This is a genomic window from Candidatus Rokuibacteriota bacterium, from assembly GCA_030647435.1.
Lineage (GTDB): Bacteria > Methylomirabilota > Methylomirabilia > Rokubacteriales > CSP1-6 > AR37.
On sequence record JAUSJX010000145.1, the window covers coordinates 1 to 18,115 of the forward strand.

Annotated in this window: 20 protein-coding genes, 1 tRNA gene and 1 pseudogene; 17 read left to right on the forward strand and 5 right to left on the reverse strand. The window is 67.8% G+C overall.

Going from position 1 to position 18,115, the window contains the following annotated elements; translation table 11 throughout:
• Positions 1-178: 178 nt before the first annotated feature.
• The 5 genes from Q7W02_25540 (at position 179) to Q7W02_25560 (ending at position 4,995) form a co-directional block, all read left to right on the forward strand.
• A complete protein-coding gene (locus Q7W02_25540; GenBank protein ID MDO8479496.1) occupies positions 179-1,801 on the forward strand; it encodes a gamma-glutamyltransferase family protein in 1,623 nt (540 codons plus the stop codon).
• Positions 1,802-1,917: 116 nt separating this feature from the next.
• The gene (locus Q7W02_25545) at positions 1,918-2,709 is read left to right on the forward strand and encodes an SDR family NAD(P)-dependent oxidoreductase (protein ID MDO8479497.1); all 792 of its coding nucleotides are present in this window, start codon (positions 1,918-1,920) and stop codon (positions 2,707-2,709) included.
• Positions 2,706-3,848 (forward strand): LLM class flavin-dependent oxidoreductase, encoded by a 1,143-nt coding sequence (locus tag Q7W02_25550; protein MDO8479498.1) that lies wholly within the window; start codon positions 2,706-2,708, stop codon positions 3,846-3,848. Before Q7W02_25545 ends, Q7W02_25550 begins: the two co-directional genes overlap by 4 nt.
• Before the next feature lie 424 nt (positions 3,849-4,272).
• The gene (locus tag Q7W02_25555; protein MDO8479499.1) at positions 4,273-4,440 is read left to right on the forward strand and encodes a hypothetical protein; all 168 of its coding nucleotides are present in this window, start codon (positions 4,273-4,275) and stop codon (positions 4,438-4,440) included.
• 213 nt (positions 4,441-4,653) lie between these two features.
• Positions 4,654-4,995: a cupin domain-containing protein gene (locus tag Q7W02_25560; protein ID MDO8479500.1), complete on the forward strand. Its 342-nt coding sequence runs from the start codon at positions 4,654-4,656 to the stop codon at positions 4,993-4,995.
• Positions 4,996-5,138: 143 nt separating this feature from the next.
• Here the strand turns inward: Q7W02_25560 and Q7W02_25565 are convergent, their stop codons facing one another.
• The 3 genes from Q7W02_25565 to Q7W02_25575 all read right to left on the reverse strand — a co-directional run bounded on the left by Q7W02_25565 (position 5,139) and on the right by Q7W02_25575 (position 7,074).
• Entirely contained in the window at positions 5,139-5,804 is a 666-nt protein-coding gene (locus Q7W02_25565) for a haloacid dehalogenase type II (GenBank protein MDO8479501.1), read from the reverse strand.
• Between the two features lie 28 nt (positions 5,805-5,832).
• Positions 5,833-6,681, reverse strand: a complete 849-nt coding sequence (locus tag Q7W02_25570) for a D-alanyl-D-alanine carboxypeptidase family protein (GenBank protein MDO8479502.1) — start codon at positions 6,679-6,681, stop codon at positions 5,833-5,835.
• A gap of 120 nt (positions 6,682-6,801) precedes the next feature.
• Complete coding sequence (locus Q7W02_25575; protein ID MDO8479503.1) at positions 6,802-7,074, reverse strand: HU family DNA-binding protein; 273 nt, start codon at positions 7,072-7,074, stop codon at positions 6,802-6,804.
• A gap of 111 nt (positions 7,075-7,185) precedes the next feature.
• Between Q7W02_25575 and Q7W02_25580 the strand changes: the two genes are divergently transcribed.
• Positions 7,186-7,425, forward strand: a complete 240-nt coding sequence (locus tag Q7W02_25580; protein ID MDO8479504.1) for a glutaredoxin family protein — start codon at positions 7,186-7,188, stop codon at positions 7,423-7,425.
• 47 nt (positions 7,426-7,472) lie between these two features.
• Positions 7,473-7,547, forward strand: a tRNA-Thr gene (locus Q7W02_25585).
• A 63-nt stretch (positions 7,548-7,610) separates the two neighbouring features.
• On the opposite strand, the gene Q7W02_25590 is transcribed toward Q7W02_25585, so the two are convergent.
• Positions 7,611-7,817, reverse strand: coding sequence for a tyrosine-type recombinase/integrase (locus tag Q7W02_25590; GenBank protein MDO8479505.1), 207 nt, complete (start codon positions 7,815-7,817; stop codon positions 7,611-7,613).
• A 960-nt stretch (positions 7,818-8,777) separates the two neighbouring features.
• Between Q7W02_25590 and Q7W02_25595 the strand changes: the two are divergent.
• The 5 genes and pseudogenes from Q7W02_25595 to Q7W02_25615 all read left to right on the forward strand — a co-directional run bounded on the left by Q7W02_25595 (position 8,778) and on the right by Q7W02_25615 (position 13,473).
• Positions 8,778-9,119, forward strand: a pseudogene (locus Q7W02_25595) (AMP-dependent synthetase).
• 223 nt (positions 9,120-9,342) lie between these two features.
• A complete protein-coding gene (locus tag Q7W02_25600; GenBank protein MDO8479506.1) occupies positions 9,343-10,095 on the forward strand; it encodes a response regulator in 753 nt (250 codons plus the stop codon).
• A gap of 106 nt (positions 10,096-10,201) precedes the next feature.
• Entirely contained in the window at positions 10,202-11,929 is a 1,728-nt protein-coding gene (locus Q7W02_25605) for a GspE/PulE family protein (protein MDO8479507.1), read from the forward strand.
• 269 nt (positions 11,930-12,198) lie between these two features.
• Entirely contained in the window at positions 12,199-12,978 is a 780-nt protein-coding gene (locus tag Q7W02_25610; protein MDO8479508.1) for a hypothetical protein, read from the forward strand.
• Positions 12,979-13,101: 123 nt separating this feature from the next.
• Positions 13,102-13,473, forward strand: coding sequence for a VOC family protein (locus Q7W02_25615; GenBank protein ID MDO8479509.1), 372 nt, complete (start codon positions 13,102-13,104; stop codon positions 13,471-13,473).
• Between the two features lie 171 nt (positions 13,474-13,644).
• On the opposite strand, the gene Q7W02_25620 is transcribed toward Q7W02_25615, so the two are convergent.
• Entirely contained in the window at positions 13,645-14,514 is an 870-nt protein-coding gene (locus tag Q7W02_25620) for a hypothetical protein (protein ID MDO8479510.1), read from the reverse strand.
• A gap of 138 nt (positions 14,515-14,652) precedes the next feature.
• Between Q7W02_25620 and Q7W02_25625 the strand changes: the two genes are divergently transcribed.
• The 5 genes from Q7W02_25625 to Q7W02_25645 form a co-directional block, all read left to right on the forward strand.
• Positions 14,653-15,471, forward strand: a complete 819-nt coding sequence (locus Q7W02_25625; GenBank protein MDO8479511.1) for a methyltransferase domain-containing protein — start codon at positions 14,653-14,655, stop codon at positions 15,469-15,471.
• Positions 15,472-15,531: 60 nt separating this feature from the next.
• Positions 15,532-16,029, forward strand: a complete 498-nt coding sequence (locus tag Q7W02_25630; GenBank protein ID MDO8479512.1) for a cupin domain-containing protein — start codon at positions 15,532-15,534, stop codon at positions 16,027-16,029.
• 16 nt (positions 16,030-16,045) lie between these two features.
• Positions 16,046-16,846 (forward strand): alpha/beta fold hydrolase, encoded by an 801-nt coding sequence (locus tag Q7W02_25635; protein MDO8479513.1) that lies wholly within the window; start codon positions 16,046-16,048, stop codon positions 16,844-16,846.
• Between the two features lie 83 nt (positions 16,847-16,929).
• Complete coding sequence (locus Q7W02_25640) at positions 16,930-17,268, forward strand: hypothetical protein (GenBank protein ID MDO8479514.1); 339 nt, start codon at positions 16,930-16,932, stop codon at positions 17,266-17,268.
• A 44-nt stretch (positions 17,269-17,312) separates the two neighbouring features.
• Positions 17,313-18,115: hypothetical protein (locus Q7W02_25645; protein ID MDO8479515.1), on the forward strand; the 803-nt coding region annotated here is incomplete at its 3' end.

The following is an 18,115-nucleotide window of genomic DNA, read 5'->3' on the forward strand; positions in this document are numbered from 1 at the left end:
GGATTACTACGAGCGCCGCTACCAGAGCCGTGTCGTCTCCCAGCTCATGCGCCGGGCCCAGGAACTCGGCTACACCCTCACCAAAACCGCGGACGTCTCACCCCCTGCCGGTTCACCCGCGTGATGATGTTACTTGGAAGAGCAGGTTAGAGTGCGATCAATCGCGCCTGGAGGATCCATGCCACCTCATCGTCACGCGTATCGCCCCGCCGTCATGGGCAAGAGGGGGGCCGTCGCCTCGGCCCACCCGCTCGCGTCCATGGCGGGCATCCGCATCCTCCTCGACGGCGGCAACGCCGTGGACGCCGCCGTCGCCGTCGGCTCGACGCTCAACGTGGTCGAGCCGTTCATGTCGAGCGCAGCAGGAATAGGGCTCATGTTCGTCTCCCGCCGCGGCGGCAGCGAGCGTCACGTGCTCGACTTCATCGGCTTAGCACCGGCGGCGGCCGGCCCGGCGGGGCTCGTCGAGGACGACCTGGCGGGCGGTCCCAAGTCGTGCGCGACGCCGGGCAACCTCGGCGGCTGGCTCGCGGCCCTCGAGCGCTTCGGCAGCATGCCGCGCGCGAAGGTCTTCGCCCCGGCCATCGAGTGGGCCGAGGGCGGCGTGCCGCTGACGTGGATGAGCAGCCGTTTCATCGAGCAGGCGCGCCCGCAGCTCGGCCGCTCGGCCGAGGCGCAGCGGCTCTATTTGGGCAACGGCGGTCCCCGCCCCGGCAAGGTCGCGACCTACAAGGAGCTGGCAGGGACGTTGCGCCAGGTCGTCGAGGGCGGGGCAGAGGCTTTCTACCGCGGGCCCATCGCGCGCGTCATAGCGCGCGCGGTTACCGAGGCGGGCGGCTGGCTCACCGAGGCCGACTTGGCAGCGTTCAAGGTCGAGTGGCGCGAGCCCCTGCGCATCACGTACCGCGGCGCGGAGCTCTTCTCGGTGCCGCCGCCGTTCTCCGCGTTCCAGATGCTCGAGACGTTCAACATCCTCGAGGGCTACGACGTCGCCGGCTGGGGCCACAACTCCGCGAACTACCTCCACCACCTGATCGAGGCCATCAAGCTGGGCTCGGCCGACCGCCTCGCGTACGCGTATTCGGGCGAGACGCCCATCAAGGGGCTGCTCTCGAAGGCCTATGCCGCCTCCCAGCGGGCGCGCATCGACTCGGCACGGGCGGCCGTGAGCGAGGGCGAGCGGCACAACCGGGAGAAGCTGGCGGAACAGATCGCGGAGGGGCATCCGGCCAAGTTCGCCAACGAGCAGACGACGCACTTCGCCTGCGCGGATGCGGACGGCACGGTCGTCTCTGTCACGCAGACGCTCGGCGTTCCCTTCGGCTCCGGCTTCGCCGTGCCGGGCACGGGCCTGGTCCTGAACAACATCCTCAAGTGGATGGACCTCGACCCCGCCTCGCCAAACGTGGTGAAGCCGGGACGCAAGGCCGGCACCATGATGTCGCCGACCCAGGTCTTCAAGGACGGCGCCTTCGCGTTCAGCGTCGGCACGCCGGGCTCCTACGGCATCCTCCAGACCCAGCCCCAGATGCTGCTCAATCTTCTCGAGTTCGGCTTCAACATCCAGGAGGCGATCGAGCAGCCGCGCGTGCGGGTCTACCGCGACCGGCTTGTCGACGTCGAATCACGCATTCCGGAATCTACGCGCGAAGACCTTCGCAAGCGCGGGCACGTCATCAACGTGCTCGACGACTGGTCCTGGGTCGTCGGCGGCGGCCAGGGGATAGCGCGCGACCCCGAGTCCGGGGCGTGGATGGCCGGCGCGGATCCGCGGCGCGACGGCTACGCCTTGGCCATTTAACGACTGCACCCTCACCCTGCCCTCTCCCTCACTGAGGGAGAGGGGGGAGCGGAGGGTGCGCACAACTTCTCCTCTCCCCTCTGGGGAGAGGCAGGGTGAGGGGAGCTAAGTCTACGATGGCACTGAACGACAGGATGGCGGTGGTGACGGGAGCAGGCTCGGGGCTGGGCCGCGCGATCGCCCAGGCGCTGGCGGAGGTGGGGGCCGCCATCGGGGCGGTGGACCTCGACGGGGCCTCGGCCGAGGAGACGGTGGCGCTCATCGCCAAGGCGGGCGGCAAGGCCAAGGCCTTCCAGGCCGACACGAGCAAGGCGGCCGACGTGGACCGCGCCGTCGACGGGGCGGTCAAGGCGCTCGGCCCGCTCGAGATCATGGTCAACAACGCGGGTGTCCTCGACGGCTACTTCAACGTCGACGAGATGGACGAAGCCGTCTGGCGCCGCGTGATCGACATCGACCTCACCGGCGTGTTCTTCGGCTGCAAGCGCGCGCTTGCCGAGATGCTGCCGCGCGGCCGGGGGCGCATCATCAACATGGCCTCGGTCGCGGGTCTCAACGGCACCGGCGGCGGCGCGGCCTACGTCGCCGCCAAGCACGGCGTGGTGGGTCTCACCCGCCAGATGGCCGTCACGTACTCGTCCCGCGGCATTACCATCAACGCGGTGTGCCCGGGGCCCATCCTGACCAATCTGCGCCGGCACTCGCAGCAGATCCTCGGCCCCGACATCCCGGACATGAGCGGTCGCGGCATCGCGGTGAACGACGAGCAGGTCCGCGCGGTGGTGCCGGCGGGGCGCCGCGGCGCCGCCGAGGAGATCGCCTCGGCGGTGCGATACTTGGCGTCGGACGAGGCGGGATACATCACCGGCCACAGCCTCGTCGTGGACGGGGGCTGGAGGGCGAAATGATCACCAAGTTCTCGGTCCTGTATGTCGGCCAGATCGAGCTCGACAACGTCGGGCTGCACGGCACGCCGGCCAACGAGCGCCGCTATTCCAACGAGCGGCTGGCCGAGGCCTTCCAGACGGCGAAGGAAGTCGCCCAGCACATGGACGAGCTGGGCTACTACGCGCTCTGGACGGCCGAGCACCACTTCCAGCGCGAGGGCTACGAGGTCTTCCCGAACCTGATCCTGCTCGGCACCTGGCTCGCCACGCAGACCAGGGCGCTCAAGTTCGGCTGCGCCTTCAACGTGCTGCCGATGTGGCACCCGATCCGGCTCGCGGAGGACTACGCCCAGGCCGACATCATGACGGGCGGGCGCGTGATCATGGGCGTCGGCCGCGGCTACCACACGCGCGAGGTCGAGACCTTCGGCGCGCCCATGCTCGACAACAAGGCGAACCAGGAGCTCTTCGAGGAGCAGATGGAGGTGCTCCTCAAGTGCTTCAACGAGGAGTCCTGGGCATTCAAGGGCAAGCACTACACGATCCCCGCGCCCGTGGAGTATCGCGGCTACCAGCTGACCGACATCACCGTCGTGCCGCGCCCCGTCCACCTGCCGGTCGAGATCTGGCAGCCGATCGCCAGCGGCAAGACGCTGCCCTACATCGCCCAGCGCGGCATCAAGGGCATGGTCACGCTCAACGGCGAGCGCATCTTCGACCAGGTCGTGCGCGCCTACCAATCCGAAGCGGCCAAGGCCGGCCGGAAGCTGGCGCTCGGTCAGGACATCTGCTGGGGCGTGGGCCTCTACCTGGCCGAGACCGTCGAGGCGGCGGTCGCGCGCGTCGAGCCCTATCACGACGAGCGCTACAAGTGGTTCGCGCCCTTCGGCTTCGTGCGCTACGCGGACGAGGAGGGCCGCTCGTGGGGCATGCCGGGCGCGCCCGCGCGCGCGCCGAGTATTCGCGAGGGCGTGGCGCAGAAGGCCTGGCTCTGCGGGCCGCCCGCGCTCGTGATCGAGCAGATCCGCGAGTTCGAGGCGCGATATCCCGGGCTCGAGCACATGATGATCCACTGGGCCGAAGGCATGCCACCCAAGGAATTCAAGGAACAGCTTTCCTGGTTTGCCCGCGACGTCATGCCCGCCTTTGCAGGCCGCTGAAAAGGGCCCATCTGCGCCATTTAGCATGAAGACTCTTGGGGCGCCCTCGGCCGCCCGCTCGTGGCCGTTCGAGCTGAGGGGCGGAGCCCCGAGGCGAGGGCTGAGACAGTCGTACGCCTCGCGTGCGGAATCAACCCAGCCCTCGTCTCACGACGGCACAGGCCGTCGCTCAACTCGAACAGCGGGGAGCCGCCTCGCATCTGGACCCTTTTGAGCGGCCTGCAGCGTGTCCTTCCGCGTGCTGGTGGCGTGGGGGACACCCCCTGGGGGTATACCCCCACCGGGTAGTCGTCCCCTCGTAGGGCCCCCCCTAGGGGTTGTATTTTTCGCTTGCGCTCCCTCGTAGCCTGGCGATAATACCCTCAGCCCTATCGGGAGGCGCCGGGCGGCGAATCCCAAACCCACTCGAGGGAGGACAGAGCGTATGGCGAAGAGCATGGCGAAGAAAAAGCCGTTTGGCGGCTACTCGATCAACTTCAAGGGATGCACGGACAGCATGGAGTCGGTAATGGGCGGGGCGCCTATCGGCCCCTCCGAGATGACGAAGAAGATTTGGGCGTACGTGAAGCGGAGGAAACTCGCCAAGAAGTAGACCCGCTGCGACTCGGCCGGATCGTCCTGAGCCTGCCCGGCGCCTCCAGGACGCTCCGGTCTTCTTGACTTACCCTCCGCCCCCGACCACACCGGCCCCGGTGAGGGCCACCCCTTGCGGCTTCCGAATGCGAAGGCCGGCCCGCGGCCCGAGCGATGAACCCTACGCGGCGGCGCCGGCGGCTCGTATGCCCGCGCCGGGAGGGACGCCGAGATGATCCTCAAAGAGACGACGCGGTCCACCTACATGGACGTCTCAAAGATCGAGTGGGAGCCAACGCGCTTCCCGGGCGTGTACACGAAGAAGCTCTACGAGGACCCCTCTGGGCGGATGACGAGCCTGACCAGGATGGAGCCCGGCGCGCGGCTGCCCAGCCACCGCCACGTCGGCATCGAACAGAGCTTTGTCCTCGAGGGCACGCTCGTAGACGAAGACGGCGCCTGCACGGCCGGCAACTACGTGTGGCGCCGGGCCGGCTCGGTCCACGACGCGTGGAGCCCCGACGGCTGCATCGTCCTCGGCGTCTTCGACAAGCCGAACGAGTTTCTCGCCTAGCCCAGGCTGCTGGAAAAGGCCCATCTGCTTCGTTGGCGCCCTCGGCCGCACGCTCAACGTAGAGAGACTACGCCTCGCGTGCGGCTCTCGGGCGCCGCCTCGCATCTGGACCTTTTTGAGCAGCCTGGGAGTTTGTCAGCAGCCTAATCGGCTAGAGCCGGGAGGATTTCGTCGAGGCGCGACACCTCGAGATCGGGCGTGACGCCGAGGTTCTCCCTCGGCGCTCCCAGGCGGTTGCACCAGCAGACGCGGTAGCCGAAGGCCTTGGCGCCCGCCACGTCCCAGCCGTTGGACGACACGAAGAGGATGTCCCCCGCCGGAAGCCCGAAGGCCCGCGTCCCCAGCTCGTAGACGGCCGGCGACGGCTTGTAGGTCCTGACGGCGTCAACCGACAGGACGTGGGCGAGCCGGCCTTCGAGGCCGCTCGAGCGAACCGCCGCGGCCAGCATCTTGGGCGACCCGTTCGAGAGAATGCCGAGCGGCGTGCCCGCCATCGCGGCGAGCGCGCCCGAGACCTCGGGGAAGGTCGCAAGCGAGAGATACGCCTCCATCAGCCGGGCGATCTCAGTCTCGCCGGCCCGTATGCCGAGGCGCCCGAGCGCCCAGCGCAGCGCGGCTTCTGTCACAGCCCAGAAGTCCTCGTAGCGCCCCATGAGCGCCCGGAGCCACGTGTACTCGAGCTGTTTCTGGCGCCAGAGCGCCGAGAGCGCCTGCGGATCGCCGGTCACGGCGCGCCCGGCCTCGACCACCGAGTGGACGTCGAAGAGCGTGCCGTAGGCGTCGAAGACGAAGGCCTTGGGTCTGGCCACGGGGGATCTCCTTGCCGCAGCCCGCGGGCTAGCGGTCTGGGGACGAGGCGGGGTGGCCGACGGCGAAGGCGGCGTGACGCCGGCGCTCTGTCGGCCGACGCGTCGGCGGCGGCGCTGGCCGACGCGGCGCCTCGACGGATTCGATGCCGGCCTCGGCAAAGCCGTAGCGCAGGAGCTGCTGGGCGTCGCGGAATGACAGGCTCCGCGTCTGTGAGCCCAGCACGATCAGGAGAAAGCGCTGGCCCGCCCGCCACGCCGCGATGGCGAGGTTGTAGCCCGCCTCGCGCGTGAAGCCCGTCTTGAGCGCCTGCACGCCGCCCGGATCCTGGAAGAGGGGGATGCGCCGGCTGTGCACGCGGCCGCGGTAGATGAAGCTGGCTCCGCCCAAGAGGGGCCGCGAAGCGGGGTAGTCCTGGACGACGTGGCCGATCAGCCGCGCCATGTCCTGCGCGGTGCTCCGCCCGCCGGGGTCGGGCAGGCCGTGGGCGTTGGCGAAATGCGTGGAGGCCAGGCCCAGGAGGGCGGCCTTGGCGTTCATCCGCTCGACGAAGGCCTCCTCGGTGCCGCCGAGGTGCTCGGCCACCGCCGTCGCGGCGTCATTGGCCGAGGCGATGGCCACGCCTTCGAGCAGCGTGCGGAAGGGCACATCCTCGCCGGCGCGGAGTCCCATGCGATAGCGCGGGGTCTCGGCGGCGCGCCGGCTGATGGTCACGGGCTCGTCCCACTTCGCGCGCCCCGCCTCCAGATCCTCGCAGGCGAGGTAGAGCGTCATGAGCTTCACCAGGCTCGCCGGCGCATGGTCCTCTGACGGGTTCTTGGCGAAGAGCACCGTACCGTCAGGGGCGAGCAGGAGGGCGGACTCCGCGCTCAGGTGCATAGGCCGATCACCCTGGGCCCAGGCTGGGGCTGCGGTGAGCAGGGCCGCAGAGAAAATCACGACGAGGAGGCGCACTGACGTAATTGTACGGGAGCCGAGGGTCCCGGCCAAGCAAAAAGCCTACCGGATAGCCCGCTTGAGCTCGGGAGAAGGCTTGAACCTGGGTGTCCGCCCACCCGCGACGTTCATGGGCTTGCCCGTGCGCGGGTTCTTGCCCTTGCGCGCCTTGCGGCGGCCGACGGAGAACGTGCCGAAGCCCACCAGGGTGACGGGCTGCCCGCGCTTGAGCGAGGTACGGATCGACGCGAGAAGCGCGCGCAGCGCCCGGTCCGAGGCGGCCTTGGTCCAGCCGCTCTCGGCCGCCATCGACGCGATGAGATCCGCGCGAGTCATGAGAGAAGAAATGCCATGGCCATACGCAGCGGCGGATGCTAGCAGAGCCGCTGCGGGCGGTCAAGCGCGGCCCACCCGCACTCGGGCGCGCGGTGGTATGTTTGGGGCGCCGTGAAGAAGGTGCTGCTGTTTACCATGGAGGGCAATGCCGACGGCGAAGCCGCGCTGGCGTTCTTCCAGTCGCGCGGCGCGGCCGTGGACGTGCGCGACGTGGGCCGCGACCCCGAAGCCAGCGCCGAAGTGTTCCGCCTGGCGGGCCGGCTCGCGGTGCCCACGATCGTGATCGACGAGCGCGTGTTTCTCGGCTTCGGCGGGCACCGCGACGAGATCGAGGCGCTGGTGCGTGAGTAGGGTTTTGCTATACTCGCCTGTGCCGCTCGAGGATGTTGCCAGGACACGCCGGGGTAGCTCAGTGGTAGAGCAACTGATTCGTAATCAGTAGGTCGCGGGTTCAACTCCCGCCCCCGGCTCCACACATTTCGCATACTTCCCGCCCATCCTCTTTCCGAGCCTCCTTTCCGGTGCCAATCATGGTGCTACTGCGCTCCGGCTACCGGCGCGTCTTCGCCCGTCGTCGCGCGGGTGACCAGGCGCTCGATAGCCTGGCTCCGGTGCGAGGGCGACAGGTGGGCGTAGCGCGAGACCCTGGAGAGGGACCGCCAGCCGCCAAGCTCCTTGATCGTCAAGAGGTCCACGCCCTCCATAGTGAGGCGAGAGGCGAAGGTGTGACCCCGGGGAATCATGCAGTCGGAAATTGTCGATCCTGGCGGCTCTGGCGGCCTCTAGAAAGGCTTTCTCGGCCCAGCGGCGGTCATGGGGGCCTCCGACGCTGTTGGGGAAGACCAGGGCTGCCCCGTCCAGGGATCGTGGCCGTCGGGCAAGGATCGCGCGGACCGAGGAAGTCATGGGTACGTGGCGGCGCTCACCGTTTTTGGACCGGGGAATGGTCAGGCCGCCGGCCTTGAAATCCACGTCCCGCCAGCGAAGCCTTAGAAACTCGCTTTTGCGGAGACCCGTATGGAGCAGAAGAAGGACCCGTTGGCGGTCCTCGTCAGTAGCGAGCGCATCCAATAGCCGGGGCTCTTCTTCGTCTGTCAGGTAGCGGACCCGGCCGCTCGGCTCCCGGAGCAGCTTGATCCGCGCGAAGGGATTGCGCTCAGTCTTACCGTCCCGGATGGCGACGTTGTAGACGTGCTTGAGGAAGGCGAGTTCCCGGTTCACCGTGGCCGCGCTCACATTCTCCAGCCGCTCCGTCTTGACGCGCTCAAGATCGGCCGGCGTCACGTCCTCCAAGGTGCGACCGGGGAAGCGCTCGGTCCACATGGCCCCATAGCGCGCATCGTCCTTGTGGGAGCGCTTATAGCCCTTCGAGGCATTCAGGTATTCGCGGATCACATCGGCCAGAAGGAAGCTCGTGGGCCGGGGCTGATGTTTGGGGCACAGGCGCGCGCGTTCGTCGGCTTAGGTGGTGGTCGATCTTCTTTGCCAAGCTCCGGCGGTCTTCGGCCTCGTCGTTCGTCTGGCTCCTAGGTGGTTGCCGGGCTGATGTGTCGCCGGCCAAAGCCACCGACGGGTCTGAGAAGGTTCGGGCGGTGGCCCTTGATTGGATTCTGGGCGTTCTGGGCGCTGGTGTTGGTCTTAGCACTGGGCGGACTGTACGGACTGTGGTAGACCGCGTGAGGTGACTCAGGTTCTCAGCCGGAGGACCGGCGGAGGTCGAGTCGGTGCTGGTGAGCCATCCGGCGGTGGCCGAGGCTGCGGCGATCGGCGTGCCCCACGAGATCAAGGGCGAGGCCGTGGTCTGCTTCGCCGTGCTGCGCCCCGGCATTGCGCCCAGCGAAACGCTGCGCGCGGAGATCTCGGACCTCGTCGCGCATCAAATGGGCAAGGCGCTCAAGCCCGAGCGCGTGCTCTTCGCGGCCGACCTGCCCAAGACCCGCAGCGCCAAGATCATGCGCCGGGTGATCCGCGCGACCCACCTCGGCAAGGATCCGGGCGATCTCTCCTCCCTCGACAATCCGGGCGGCGTCAGGGCCATCCCCTAGGCGCGCTGAGGTATCCGTCCCGGGAGCAGCACCACCGGGCGACGGCAAGCGTGACCATCCATCCTCCTGACTCTCCAAAATCCGTCGGTGATGTGACGACAAGCGCCATACAAAAGTGTGGCGGCAGCCTTGAGTGCTCCACAAGTAGCGGATTTTGTGGCATGTCCATCATCCGGCGACGACGGTACGTCGCTTGCTACACATTCACGGCCGGGGACCTATCATGCGCGTCAAATTGCGGCGGCCGGAGTCGCGTCGACGCCCACGGACCAAGGTCAACTGGCCGGTGGTCGTGGAGCTGGACGATCGGGTGCTTCACGGCGAGACGATTGACGTGAGTCAATTCGGCGTCAAGGTGCGCCTCGGGGAGCGGCTGGAAGACGCTTCGCTTGTGACGCTGCATCTCAACCCGCCCCAGGGGTGCCCCGTCGACGCCCGAGCGATCGTATGGCGAACGGATGACGACGGTTCAATCTTCCTCTTCCTCAAGAAGACGCCCGCCGTCCTTCTCCCAGGCAATGACAAGCACTCGCCGGCGCTGCGTGTTCTCACGATCCTGGTTGTCGACGATGATCCCAGCGTAGGCCCGTTGACGCGGGACATTCTCGGGTCCGCGGAATATCTTGTCCTCTTCACTGACGATCCGGTCGAAGCGATCCGGCTGGCCAGGCACCGGCCGGGTAACATTGATCTCCTGCTCGTGGACGTGGTCATGCCGTTGATGGACGGTCGAAAGCTCGCTCGACGTGTGCTCGACCTTCGCCCCAAGGTGAAGGTCTTGCTCATGACGGGATTCGAGATGTCCAGTCTCCGGGACACGGGATGGCCGGTCATCGCGAAGCCCTTCGGCATCACGGAGCTCATCGAGAAGATCGAGGAATGCACCACCGCAAAGAGACGATCATCGGTATTTGCGGCTCCGACGCGATCCGCTCGACGGCCGGCGGACCGGACGACCCGCTCGGACACCCCGTGACGTCCCCACTCTCGGCATGCCCTTCGCAGACGTAGGGCCGAGGACCGCGGGGAGCCCCAAACGGGCGTCTGAAGCCGCGCTCGGGGCTCCGACCGGGCGTTGCCGGTTGGGCGAGATTCTTCTCGCCAACCAGGCGATCACCGAGCAGCAGCTCGAGCATGCCCTGGCCCAGCAGGGGAGTCTGCAGCTTCCGCTCGGCGCGGTGCTGGTCAAGCTCAACTACGTCACGGACGACACCATGCGGCAGGCGCTGAGCAAGCAGCTCAACGTGCCCTTTATCGACCTCGAAAAGGTGACGATCGATCGCCGGCTTGCCCGCGTGATCAACCGGAGCTACGCGCGGCGCCATTCGGTGCTGCCGATCGCCCAAGTCGGCCGGACGCTGACCGTCGCCATGGACGATCCGACGGACGGAGCCGTGATCGATGAGCTGATGCGGCTCACGAGCTTCGGCATCACCGTTGTCACGTCCTCGAGCCGGGCGATCCAGCGGGCGTTCCGGCGCCTCTATGAAGCGGCGCCGGAAGCGCCCGGGACACTTGACGCCCATCTGATTACGCCGGTGGACCCTCCTTCCGACGTGGGCCGGGGTTCGTCGGCCACCGGCGACGAACAGGCAACCCGGCGCGCGGATGAGCTCTTTCGGCAGATCCTCTTTCGCGCGCTCGAAAGCCGCTGCAGTGACATCCATCTGGAGATGTTGCCGTCGGGGCTGCACGTGCGTTACCGGGTCGACGGTGTCCTGCGTCAGGCGCACTTTGGGAGGCTGCAGGACAATCTCGATCAGAACATGCGCGAGATCACGTCGCGAATCAGGATTCTCTCCAAGCTCGACATCGCCGAGCGGCGTCGCCCGCAAGACGGCAGCTTCCAGGTGTCGGTCAACCGCGGCGCGAGCACGGTCACGATCGACCTGCGCGTCTCGGTCATCCCGAGCTACTCGGGCGAGAGCGTCGTCATCCGGATTCTGGATCGAGCGCGGGCGCCGCGCTCCATTGCCGAGCTCGATCTGTCGCCCGTCGTCTCATCCCGTCTCGACGAGCTGCTCCAGCGCACCACCGGCATCTTCCTGGTCACCGGGCCCACCGGGTCCGGCAAATCGACGACACTCTACGCCTGTTTGATGAACCTTCACCGCCCGGAGATCCGCATCCTCACCGCGGAGGACCCGGTGGAGTACGTCTACGACGAACTGAGCCAATCGGAAGTCAACGACGAGATCGGCAACACGTTCGCTGGGTATCTCCGGGCGTTTCTCCGGCATGACCCGGAAATCATCATGGTTGGCGAGATTCGTGACCAGGAAACCGCGGAGATGGCCTTCCGCGCCGCCCAGACCGGGCACCTCCTCCTCAGCACGCTGCACACCAACAGCGCGATTGCTGCGCTCCCGCGGCTGCTCGATCTCAAGATCGAGTCTTCGCTCATCGGCTCGTCGCTCATCGGAGTCATGTCGCAGCGACTCGTTCGCCGGATCTGCCCATCCTGCCGGCAGGAATACGCGCCATCGCCTGAAGTGCTCAACGAGTTCTTCGAGACCGTGCCGACCCACGTGAAGCTCTTCCGAGGGGTGGGGTGTGCCGACTGCGGCTTCAGCGGCTACAAAGGCCGGATGATGGTCGCCGATCTCTGGATGCCCGACGAGCAAGACGCGGGGCTCATCACCAGGCAGGCACCCTTCGACGAAATATGCGAGAGCGCACAGCGCACTACGTGCACCATGGCTCAGGATGCCCACGAGCGGCTGGTGGCGGGCACCACGACCGTCGAGGAACTGCTACGCGTGCTGCCGTACGGCGCCATCGTCGAGCATCGCCGACGATTTTCTCGCTGAGGCGGCGTCGGGCTTCGGGGAGTCCGGTGCCTCCATGCCGCCTCCGTCCCGAGGACGAGGGAGCAGGGCGAATCTCCCCGTTGCACCACGCCGGGCCGGAGTATACAGGAAGGGATGCGAGACCCCTTTGATGGCGCCACCGCCGTCGCGATGGGGAAGACTCGATGAAAGGCGGCTTTTCGGGCTTTCACGTTATAGGGCCAGTGACCGCGTGAGCCCCGAGCGTCGCGAAACTCACCAGACCGAGGAATTCGTCAAGTAGCCGCGCCTTGAGCGTCATTGTCATTCCAGAGTGGACCTTCTCGCCTCCGGGCTATTTCGAAGAGCCGGTTCATATGACGCGCGAGGCTTACGGGATGACCATTGCAGACGGCAAGGTTGAGGCACGAGTTGACTCTTCCGTCTTCGATAGCGATTCGTCTATTCGCCAATCCCTCCACGAGGCATTGAGTGACCGGTTCCTTGGCGTGCAGGTGTTAACCCATCGGCCCTACCAATTGTCCGGCCCCACCATGACCCGATTGCACCCGGATGGGCGAAGGGACAGATTCATAGAGCCGGAGTCCGGCGAAATTAAGTTGTCTGGTGAAACCCTCGACATCCAAGTCAGGGACAAAGACGATAACGTCTTGATGGATACGCGGCGCGAGCGCGTACATCGCAAAGGGGACCTGGCAGAACTCGTCGAAAAGTACCGTGCGAAAGACGCGGTGCTCGCCTCGCTGCTGCGCAGCTACCACGCAGCGGTAAGAGACCCTGACAACGAGTTGGTCCACCTCTTCGAGATTCGTGACGCACTTACGAGACGCTTCGAAGGGGAAACTGAAGCGCGGTCCGTGCTCGGTATCAGCTCGAGGAGTTGGTCGAGGTTGGGGCGTCTCGCTAACGCCGAGCCTCTTCGCCAAGGCCGACATCGGGGCAAAGCGGAGGGTCCATTGCGCGATGCTACGGAGAGCGAGCTGGCGGAGGCACGGGTTATCGCCCTCAGGCTGAATGAGGCGTATCTAGGCTACCTCGATGCGACGAACTGCCCGGAGGCGGGATCATGAGCGCAGCGCCGATTGGCCGTACGTCTGACGGTCCTGTCCGGGATGGAGGGAAACCGCCGTGCTGATACGGCCTTCAGAAATTCCTGTGCGGGAGCGCCGGGAAGTCCAGTGATGGGGGGCGGGGTGCCGGAGATCCGCTCGATCAGTGCCGTCACGCTTGCCACGCGCGATATGGCGCGATCCGTGCGGTTCTATGAGGCACTCGGATTTTCGATATCCTCCGGGGGCGAGATAGACGCCTTCACATCGTTCCGGATCGGGACGGGATACCTGAACCTTGCGAGAGCCGATGATCAACCGCCTTCGACGGGGAGGGTGCGCGTCATTTTTTACGTCGACGATGTTGACGTCATGTACGCATATGTCCTGGCTCAGGGGTTCACGCCGGAGGCGCCCCCCCGGGACGCGCCGTGGGGCGAACGCTACTTTCACCTGACCGACCCCGACGGCCACGCCCTTTCGTTCGCCCGGCCCTTACGGGGTGCCGACGGCTGACAGCACGATCGCCTTCCTCTTGCTGGGCGGCTTCGTTGACGGGTCCTGGTCTTGGGATCGCGGCGCGGAGATTTCGGGACCTACGTGCATCGGGTAGCCCTAGGGAGCCTCAGGCTTGCCCGGGGGAGATTCAATTGAATCAGGCATGGCCGGTCACGGGGAGCGAGGGAGTCACATCGGGGCGCCTACGCGTGGCTTTGGCCGGGCCGATGGAACCGGGCTTGCCCGGGGGAGGTCCCGGGTTCGGTGCGACTCCCAGTGCGACTCAGCCATCACCTCAGTCTCCGGCGGCGAGGCCGGGCGTCCGTCGAAGAACACCGCGACCTGCTCGCCCAGCGGGCGTTTGCGGTTGATCCTGACGAAGATGCTCCACTCGTCGTGGGCGCCGCTCGAATACGCGCTCGAGGCCCTGAGCGCGTGGTAGCGGACGAAGGCCTGCCGGCGCGCGGAGTCCGCGGCGATGCCCGCGCGCAGCTTTTCGTCACCGCCCGCGCGGGCGCTGAGCCAGCGGTCGATGCACCCGGTGACGTCGACGCGCAGGCAGCCGAAGAATGCGCGCATGTCGTTCGGGCCGGTGAAGTGGACCATGTCGAAGTCGCGGCCCATACTGTCCTCCCCCGCGAGCACGGCCGTCCACATCACCATGTAGTCCGTGCCGCCCGGAGATTTGCTGCCCACGTCGGGCATCTGGTACCGGCCCGGGTCCAGCACCCACACCGCGCCGCCGTACGCCTTCTCGAGCCTCCTCTTGACCGACGCGGCGATCTCCAGGTTTGTCTCGACATGCCCGCCGCCTCGCGGGCTGATCGGCGTGCTCGCGTAGACGATGAGCTTGCCGGCCCGCCGCTGCGCGCGGGCGTCCTGGCGGGCGCGCTGGGCCTGGGTCGCGATGACGGCGTCGAAGGCGGGATCCGCGCAGTACTTCATGCCGACCGCGGTGGTCACGACGGCCTTGGGCGCCGCGCACTCAGCCGCGGGCGCCGCCGCCGGGACGACGTCCGTCGCGAGGGTAAGGACTAGGACGGTCGCGCTCCACCGCATGCTCGCGTCTCCCTGCAGCCGGGCCGATTAGCGACGGGACGGAAGGGCCGGCCGAGCGTAGCGCCCGCGGGCGAAGGGGTCAAGGAGCGGCGGGGCCATTGACCCGACGAACGCCGAAACCTATGCTCTCGGAGCCCTATGGATACTGAAGCGTTCAGGGACTTCGAGCGCGCCGCGCACGACCGGGTTGCCGACGGCTACCACGACTTCTTCGAGCCGGTGACCGGCGGCGCGGTCGCGGCGCTGCTCGACGCCGCGGGCGTGCGCTCGGGCTGTCGCGTTCTCGACGTCGCGACCGGCCCGGGCGGCGTCGCCGCGGCTGCAGCCGCCCGCGGAGCGCAGAGCGTCGTGGCCGTCGACCTCTCGCCGAGGATGGTCGCCCTCGCCGCGAGCCTTCATCCGGGGGTCGAGTTCCGCGAGGCCGATGCGGAGGCGCTGCCTTTCGACGCGGGCGCCTTCGACGCGGTCGTCAGCAACTTCGGCGTCGGCCACTTCCCGAGGCCGGAGCGCGCCGTCGCGGAGTTCGCGCGCGTCCTCGCGCGCGGCGGAATGGCCGCGGTCACATGGTGGGAAGTTCCCGCGCGGAACCGCGTGAACGGCGTGTTCTTCGACGCCGTGAGCCGGGCTGAAGCCCCGCCGCCGCTGGATTTGCCCGCGGGCCCTGCCGTGTTCCGCTTCTCCGACGAGGCGGAGCTCCTGTCGCTTCTCAGCGGCGCAGGGTTCGTCGACGTCGCGGCCGGCGAGGTGACGTGGGTGCATCCTGTCCCGAACGCCGAGGCGTGGTGGCGAGGTGGTCTTGGCAGTCTCGCGCGGGCCTCGGCCAGCATTCTCGGCCAGGCGCCGGCGATGCAGCGGAGGATCCGCGCCGCCTTCGACCGCCTCGTGGTGCCTTACGCCGCCGAGGGCGGCTTTCGCGTGCCCTGCGCGGCCAGAGTCGCCTCGGGACGGAAGCCGTAACGCCCCCGGTATGAATCCGGCTACCGCCGCCGGAAGATTTTGTGTAGGCTTGGGAGGCTCATGAGCTCACCCGAGTCGATTCGCGGCCGTGCCGTCGTCGTCCAGCCGGGCCAGGGCCCCTCGTACTGGCAGCCCGTTCACGCCAACGGCCACGCCGATCCCGCGCTCTTCCCCGGCAGCACCGGTTTCGACGGTCTCTCCATGGGCTTTCAGAGCATCGCGTCCGGCGGGCGCATCCGGGAGCACTCGCACGGCGACCAGGTGGAGCTGCAGATCTGCTTCCGCGGCCGCGGCAGCGTGGTCGTGGACGGCAACACGCACGCGCTCGTGCCCGGCACCGCGTGCTTCCTCGGCTACGACGTCAAGCACGAGATCATCAACGAGGGGGCAGAGGACCTCGTGATGCTCTGGGTCGTGACGCCGCCCGGGCTCGAGAAGTTCTTCGAGGCGATCGGGCGGCCGCGCGCGGCCGGCCAGGCGCCCCCCGCGCCCTTCGAGCGGCCCACGGACGTGGTGGCGATCGAGCGCGGCCTTGGTATGAACGACACGGTGGCATGAACGACACGGTGCGCTAGTGCCGCGCGTCTCGATCGGCGACGCCGAGATCCACTACGACGAGCAGGGGAGCGGCCCGCCGCTGCTCCTCGTGCCGGGGCTGTCGGGACTCGGGTCCTTCTGGGCGCCGCAGGTCGCCGACTTCGCGCGCGACTTCCGCGTCATCACGCATGACCACCGCGGCGCCGGGCAGAGCACGCACTCGCGGATCGAGTACTCCGTCGAGCAGATGGCGGGCGACGTCCTGCGGCTCATGGACCGGCTCGGCATCGAGGTCGCGCACTACGTGGGGCATTCGACGGGCGGCGCCATGGGACAGGTCCTGGCGCAGGAACACCCTGACCGCATCCTGAGCCTGGTGCTCTCCGCCACGTGGGCCGGGCGCGACCCATACTTCCGCCGCTGCTTCGAGGCGCGCAAGCAGATGCTGCTCGAGTGCGGCGTGGAAAGCTATCTGCGTGCCTCGGCGCTCTTCGTGGCGCCGGGCTGGTGGGTCAGCGCCAACGACGCCCTGCTCAAAGAGCAGCACCGCCGGCAGGCCGCCGCGCAGGCGCCCGTCGAGGTGATGGCGAGCCGCATCGACGCCATCGTGCGCTTCGACCGCCGGGATCGCCTGGGCGAGATCGGCGCTCCGACCCTGGTGGTGGTGGCGGCCGACGACATGCTGACCCCGCGCTTCTATTCCGACGAGCTGGCAGGCAAGATCCCCGGCGCCAGGCTCGTCGTGCTCGGAACGGGAGGCCACCTGGCCCCCAGCATCGTCCCCGGTGAGTACAACGCCGCCGTCGGGGCTTTTCTGAGAGAGCACCGAGCCCCCTAGCGGGCTTCTACTGGAAACGGGCGGTTTCGTGTAGGCTAGGCGGGTTATATCTGCGGTCCACAATCCGGAACCGGGAGGGGATCATGAAGCTTCGCATCGTGGTGGCATTGCTGGTGCTGTTGGGCGGGCTCGCGGGCGGCCCGGCATGGGCGTTCTGGGGCGGGAAGGACAGCATCGACGATCCGATCGACGCGCTCGTAACCATCGAAGCTCTGCCGTTGTACGCCGAGGTGCGCCTCAACGGCGCGCTGCTCGGCACGGCTCTGGAGATCGCCAACCGCGGATTGGCAGTGTTTGGCGCACGCGCCTATAGGGTGGACATCTCCGCGCCCGGGCATCTGCCGCGCACGCTGACGCTGGTGTCGAATAGCGCGATGCCCCAGCGCGTCCACGTCGACCTGGTCCCCATCCGCAAGCCCTGACCGCGGCCGACCGGAGTCCGGGCGGCGAGGGCGGCGCCTACTCCTTGCGCGCGGCGTGGGGCGTCTTCATCGCGGCGCTGACCCTGGTCGCCTTCCTTCCAGCCCTCCAGAACGGGTTCGTCTGGGACGACGCCCGCAATTTCCTTAACAACCCCGACTACCGCGGGCTGGGCTCGACCCAGCTCCGGTGGATGGCGACAACCGTCCACATGGGCCACTGGATCCCCGTCACGTGGCTCACGCTCGGTCTCGACCACGCGCTCTGGAGGATGGACCCGCGTGGCTACCACCTGACGAGCCTCCTCTTCCACACTGCGACCGCGGTGGCGTTCTACGCGCTCGCCTGTCGGCTCCTCGAGCGGGCGCTGCCGCGCGAAACTCCCAGGCTGGAAATCACGCTGAGCGCCGCGGCCTCCGCCCTGTTCTTCGCGGTCCACCCGCTTCGGGTTGAATCCGTCGCCTGGGCGACCGAGCGCCGCGACGTCGTCTCCGGGCTCTTCTACGTCCTGGCTCTTCTCTGCTACCTCAAAGCCTTCGACCACGCCCCCGCCGCGCGGCCCCGCCGCCACGTGAGTTGCTCGGCTCGCCTGCGGCTGCGCCTCCCCCACGTGAGTTGGTCGGCTCGCCTGCGGCTGCGCCTCCCCCCCCTCTGGTACGGCCTGACGCTGGCGTGCTTTGCTGCCGCCGTGCTGTCCAAGTCCATCGCCGTCACCCTGCCCGTCACCCTCCTCGTCCTCGACGTCTACCCGCTCCGCCGTCTCGGCGGCCCCGCCGGCTGGCGCACCCCGCGTCCCTGGCTCGAAAAGCTCCCCTTCTTCGCCCTCAGCGCCGTCGCCACCGTCGTCGC

Bases quoted from the DNA above. Each gene is read 5' to 3' on its own strand.
- Q7W02_25540 (MDO8479496.1), top strand. From the start codon at position 179: ATGCCACCTCATCGTCACGCGTATCGCCCCGCCGTCATGGGCAAGAGG.
- Q7W02_25545 (MDO8479497.1), top strand. From the start codon at position 1,918: ATGGCACTGAACGACAGGATGGCGGTGGTGACGGGAGCAGGCTCGGGG.
- Q7W02_25550 (MDO8479498.1), top strand. From the start codon at position 2,706: ATGATCACCAAGTTCTCGGTCCTGTATGTCGGCCAGATCGAGCTCGAC.
- Q7W02_25555 (MDO8479499.1), top strand. From the start codon at position 4,273: ATGGCGAAGAGCATGGCGAAGAAAAAGCCGTTTGGCGGCTACTCGATC.
- Q7W02_25560 (MDO8479500.1), top strand. From the start codon at position 4,654: ATGATCCTCAAAGAGACGACGCGGTCCACCTACATGGACGTCTCAAAG.
- Q7W02_25570 (MDO8479502.1), bottom strand. From the start codon at position 6,681: ATGCACCTGAGCGCGGAGTCCGCCCTCCTGCTCGCCCCTGACGGTACG.
- Q7W02_25575 (MDO8479503.1), bottom strand. From the start codon at position 7,074: ATGACTCGCGCGGATCTCATCGCGTCGATGGCGGCCGAGAGCGGCTGG.
- Q7W02_25590 (MDO8479505.1), bottom strand. From the start codon at position 7,817: ATGATTCCCCGGGGTCACACCTTCGCCTCTCGCCTCACTATGGAGGGC.
- Q7W02_25600 (MDO8479506.1), top strand. From the start codon at position 9,343: ATGCGCGTCAAATTGCGGCGGCCGGAGTCGCGTCGACGCCCACGGACC.
- Q7W02_25620 (MDO8479510.1), bottom strand. From the start codon at position 14,514: ATGCGGTGGAGCGCGACCGTCCTAGTCCTTACCCTCGCGACGGACGTC.
- Q7W02_25625 (MDO8479511.1), top strand. From the start codon at position 14,653: ATGGATACTGAAGCGTTCAGGGACTTCGAGCGCGCCGCGCACGACCGG.
- Q7W02_25630 (MDO8479512.1), top strand. From the start codon at position 15,532: ATGAGCTCACCCGAGTCGATTCGCGGCCGTGCCGTCGTCGTCCAGCCG.
- Q7W02_25640 (MDO8479514.1), top strand. From the start codon at position 16,930: ATGAAGCTTCGCATCGTGGTGGCATTGCTGGTGCTGTTGGGCGGGCTC.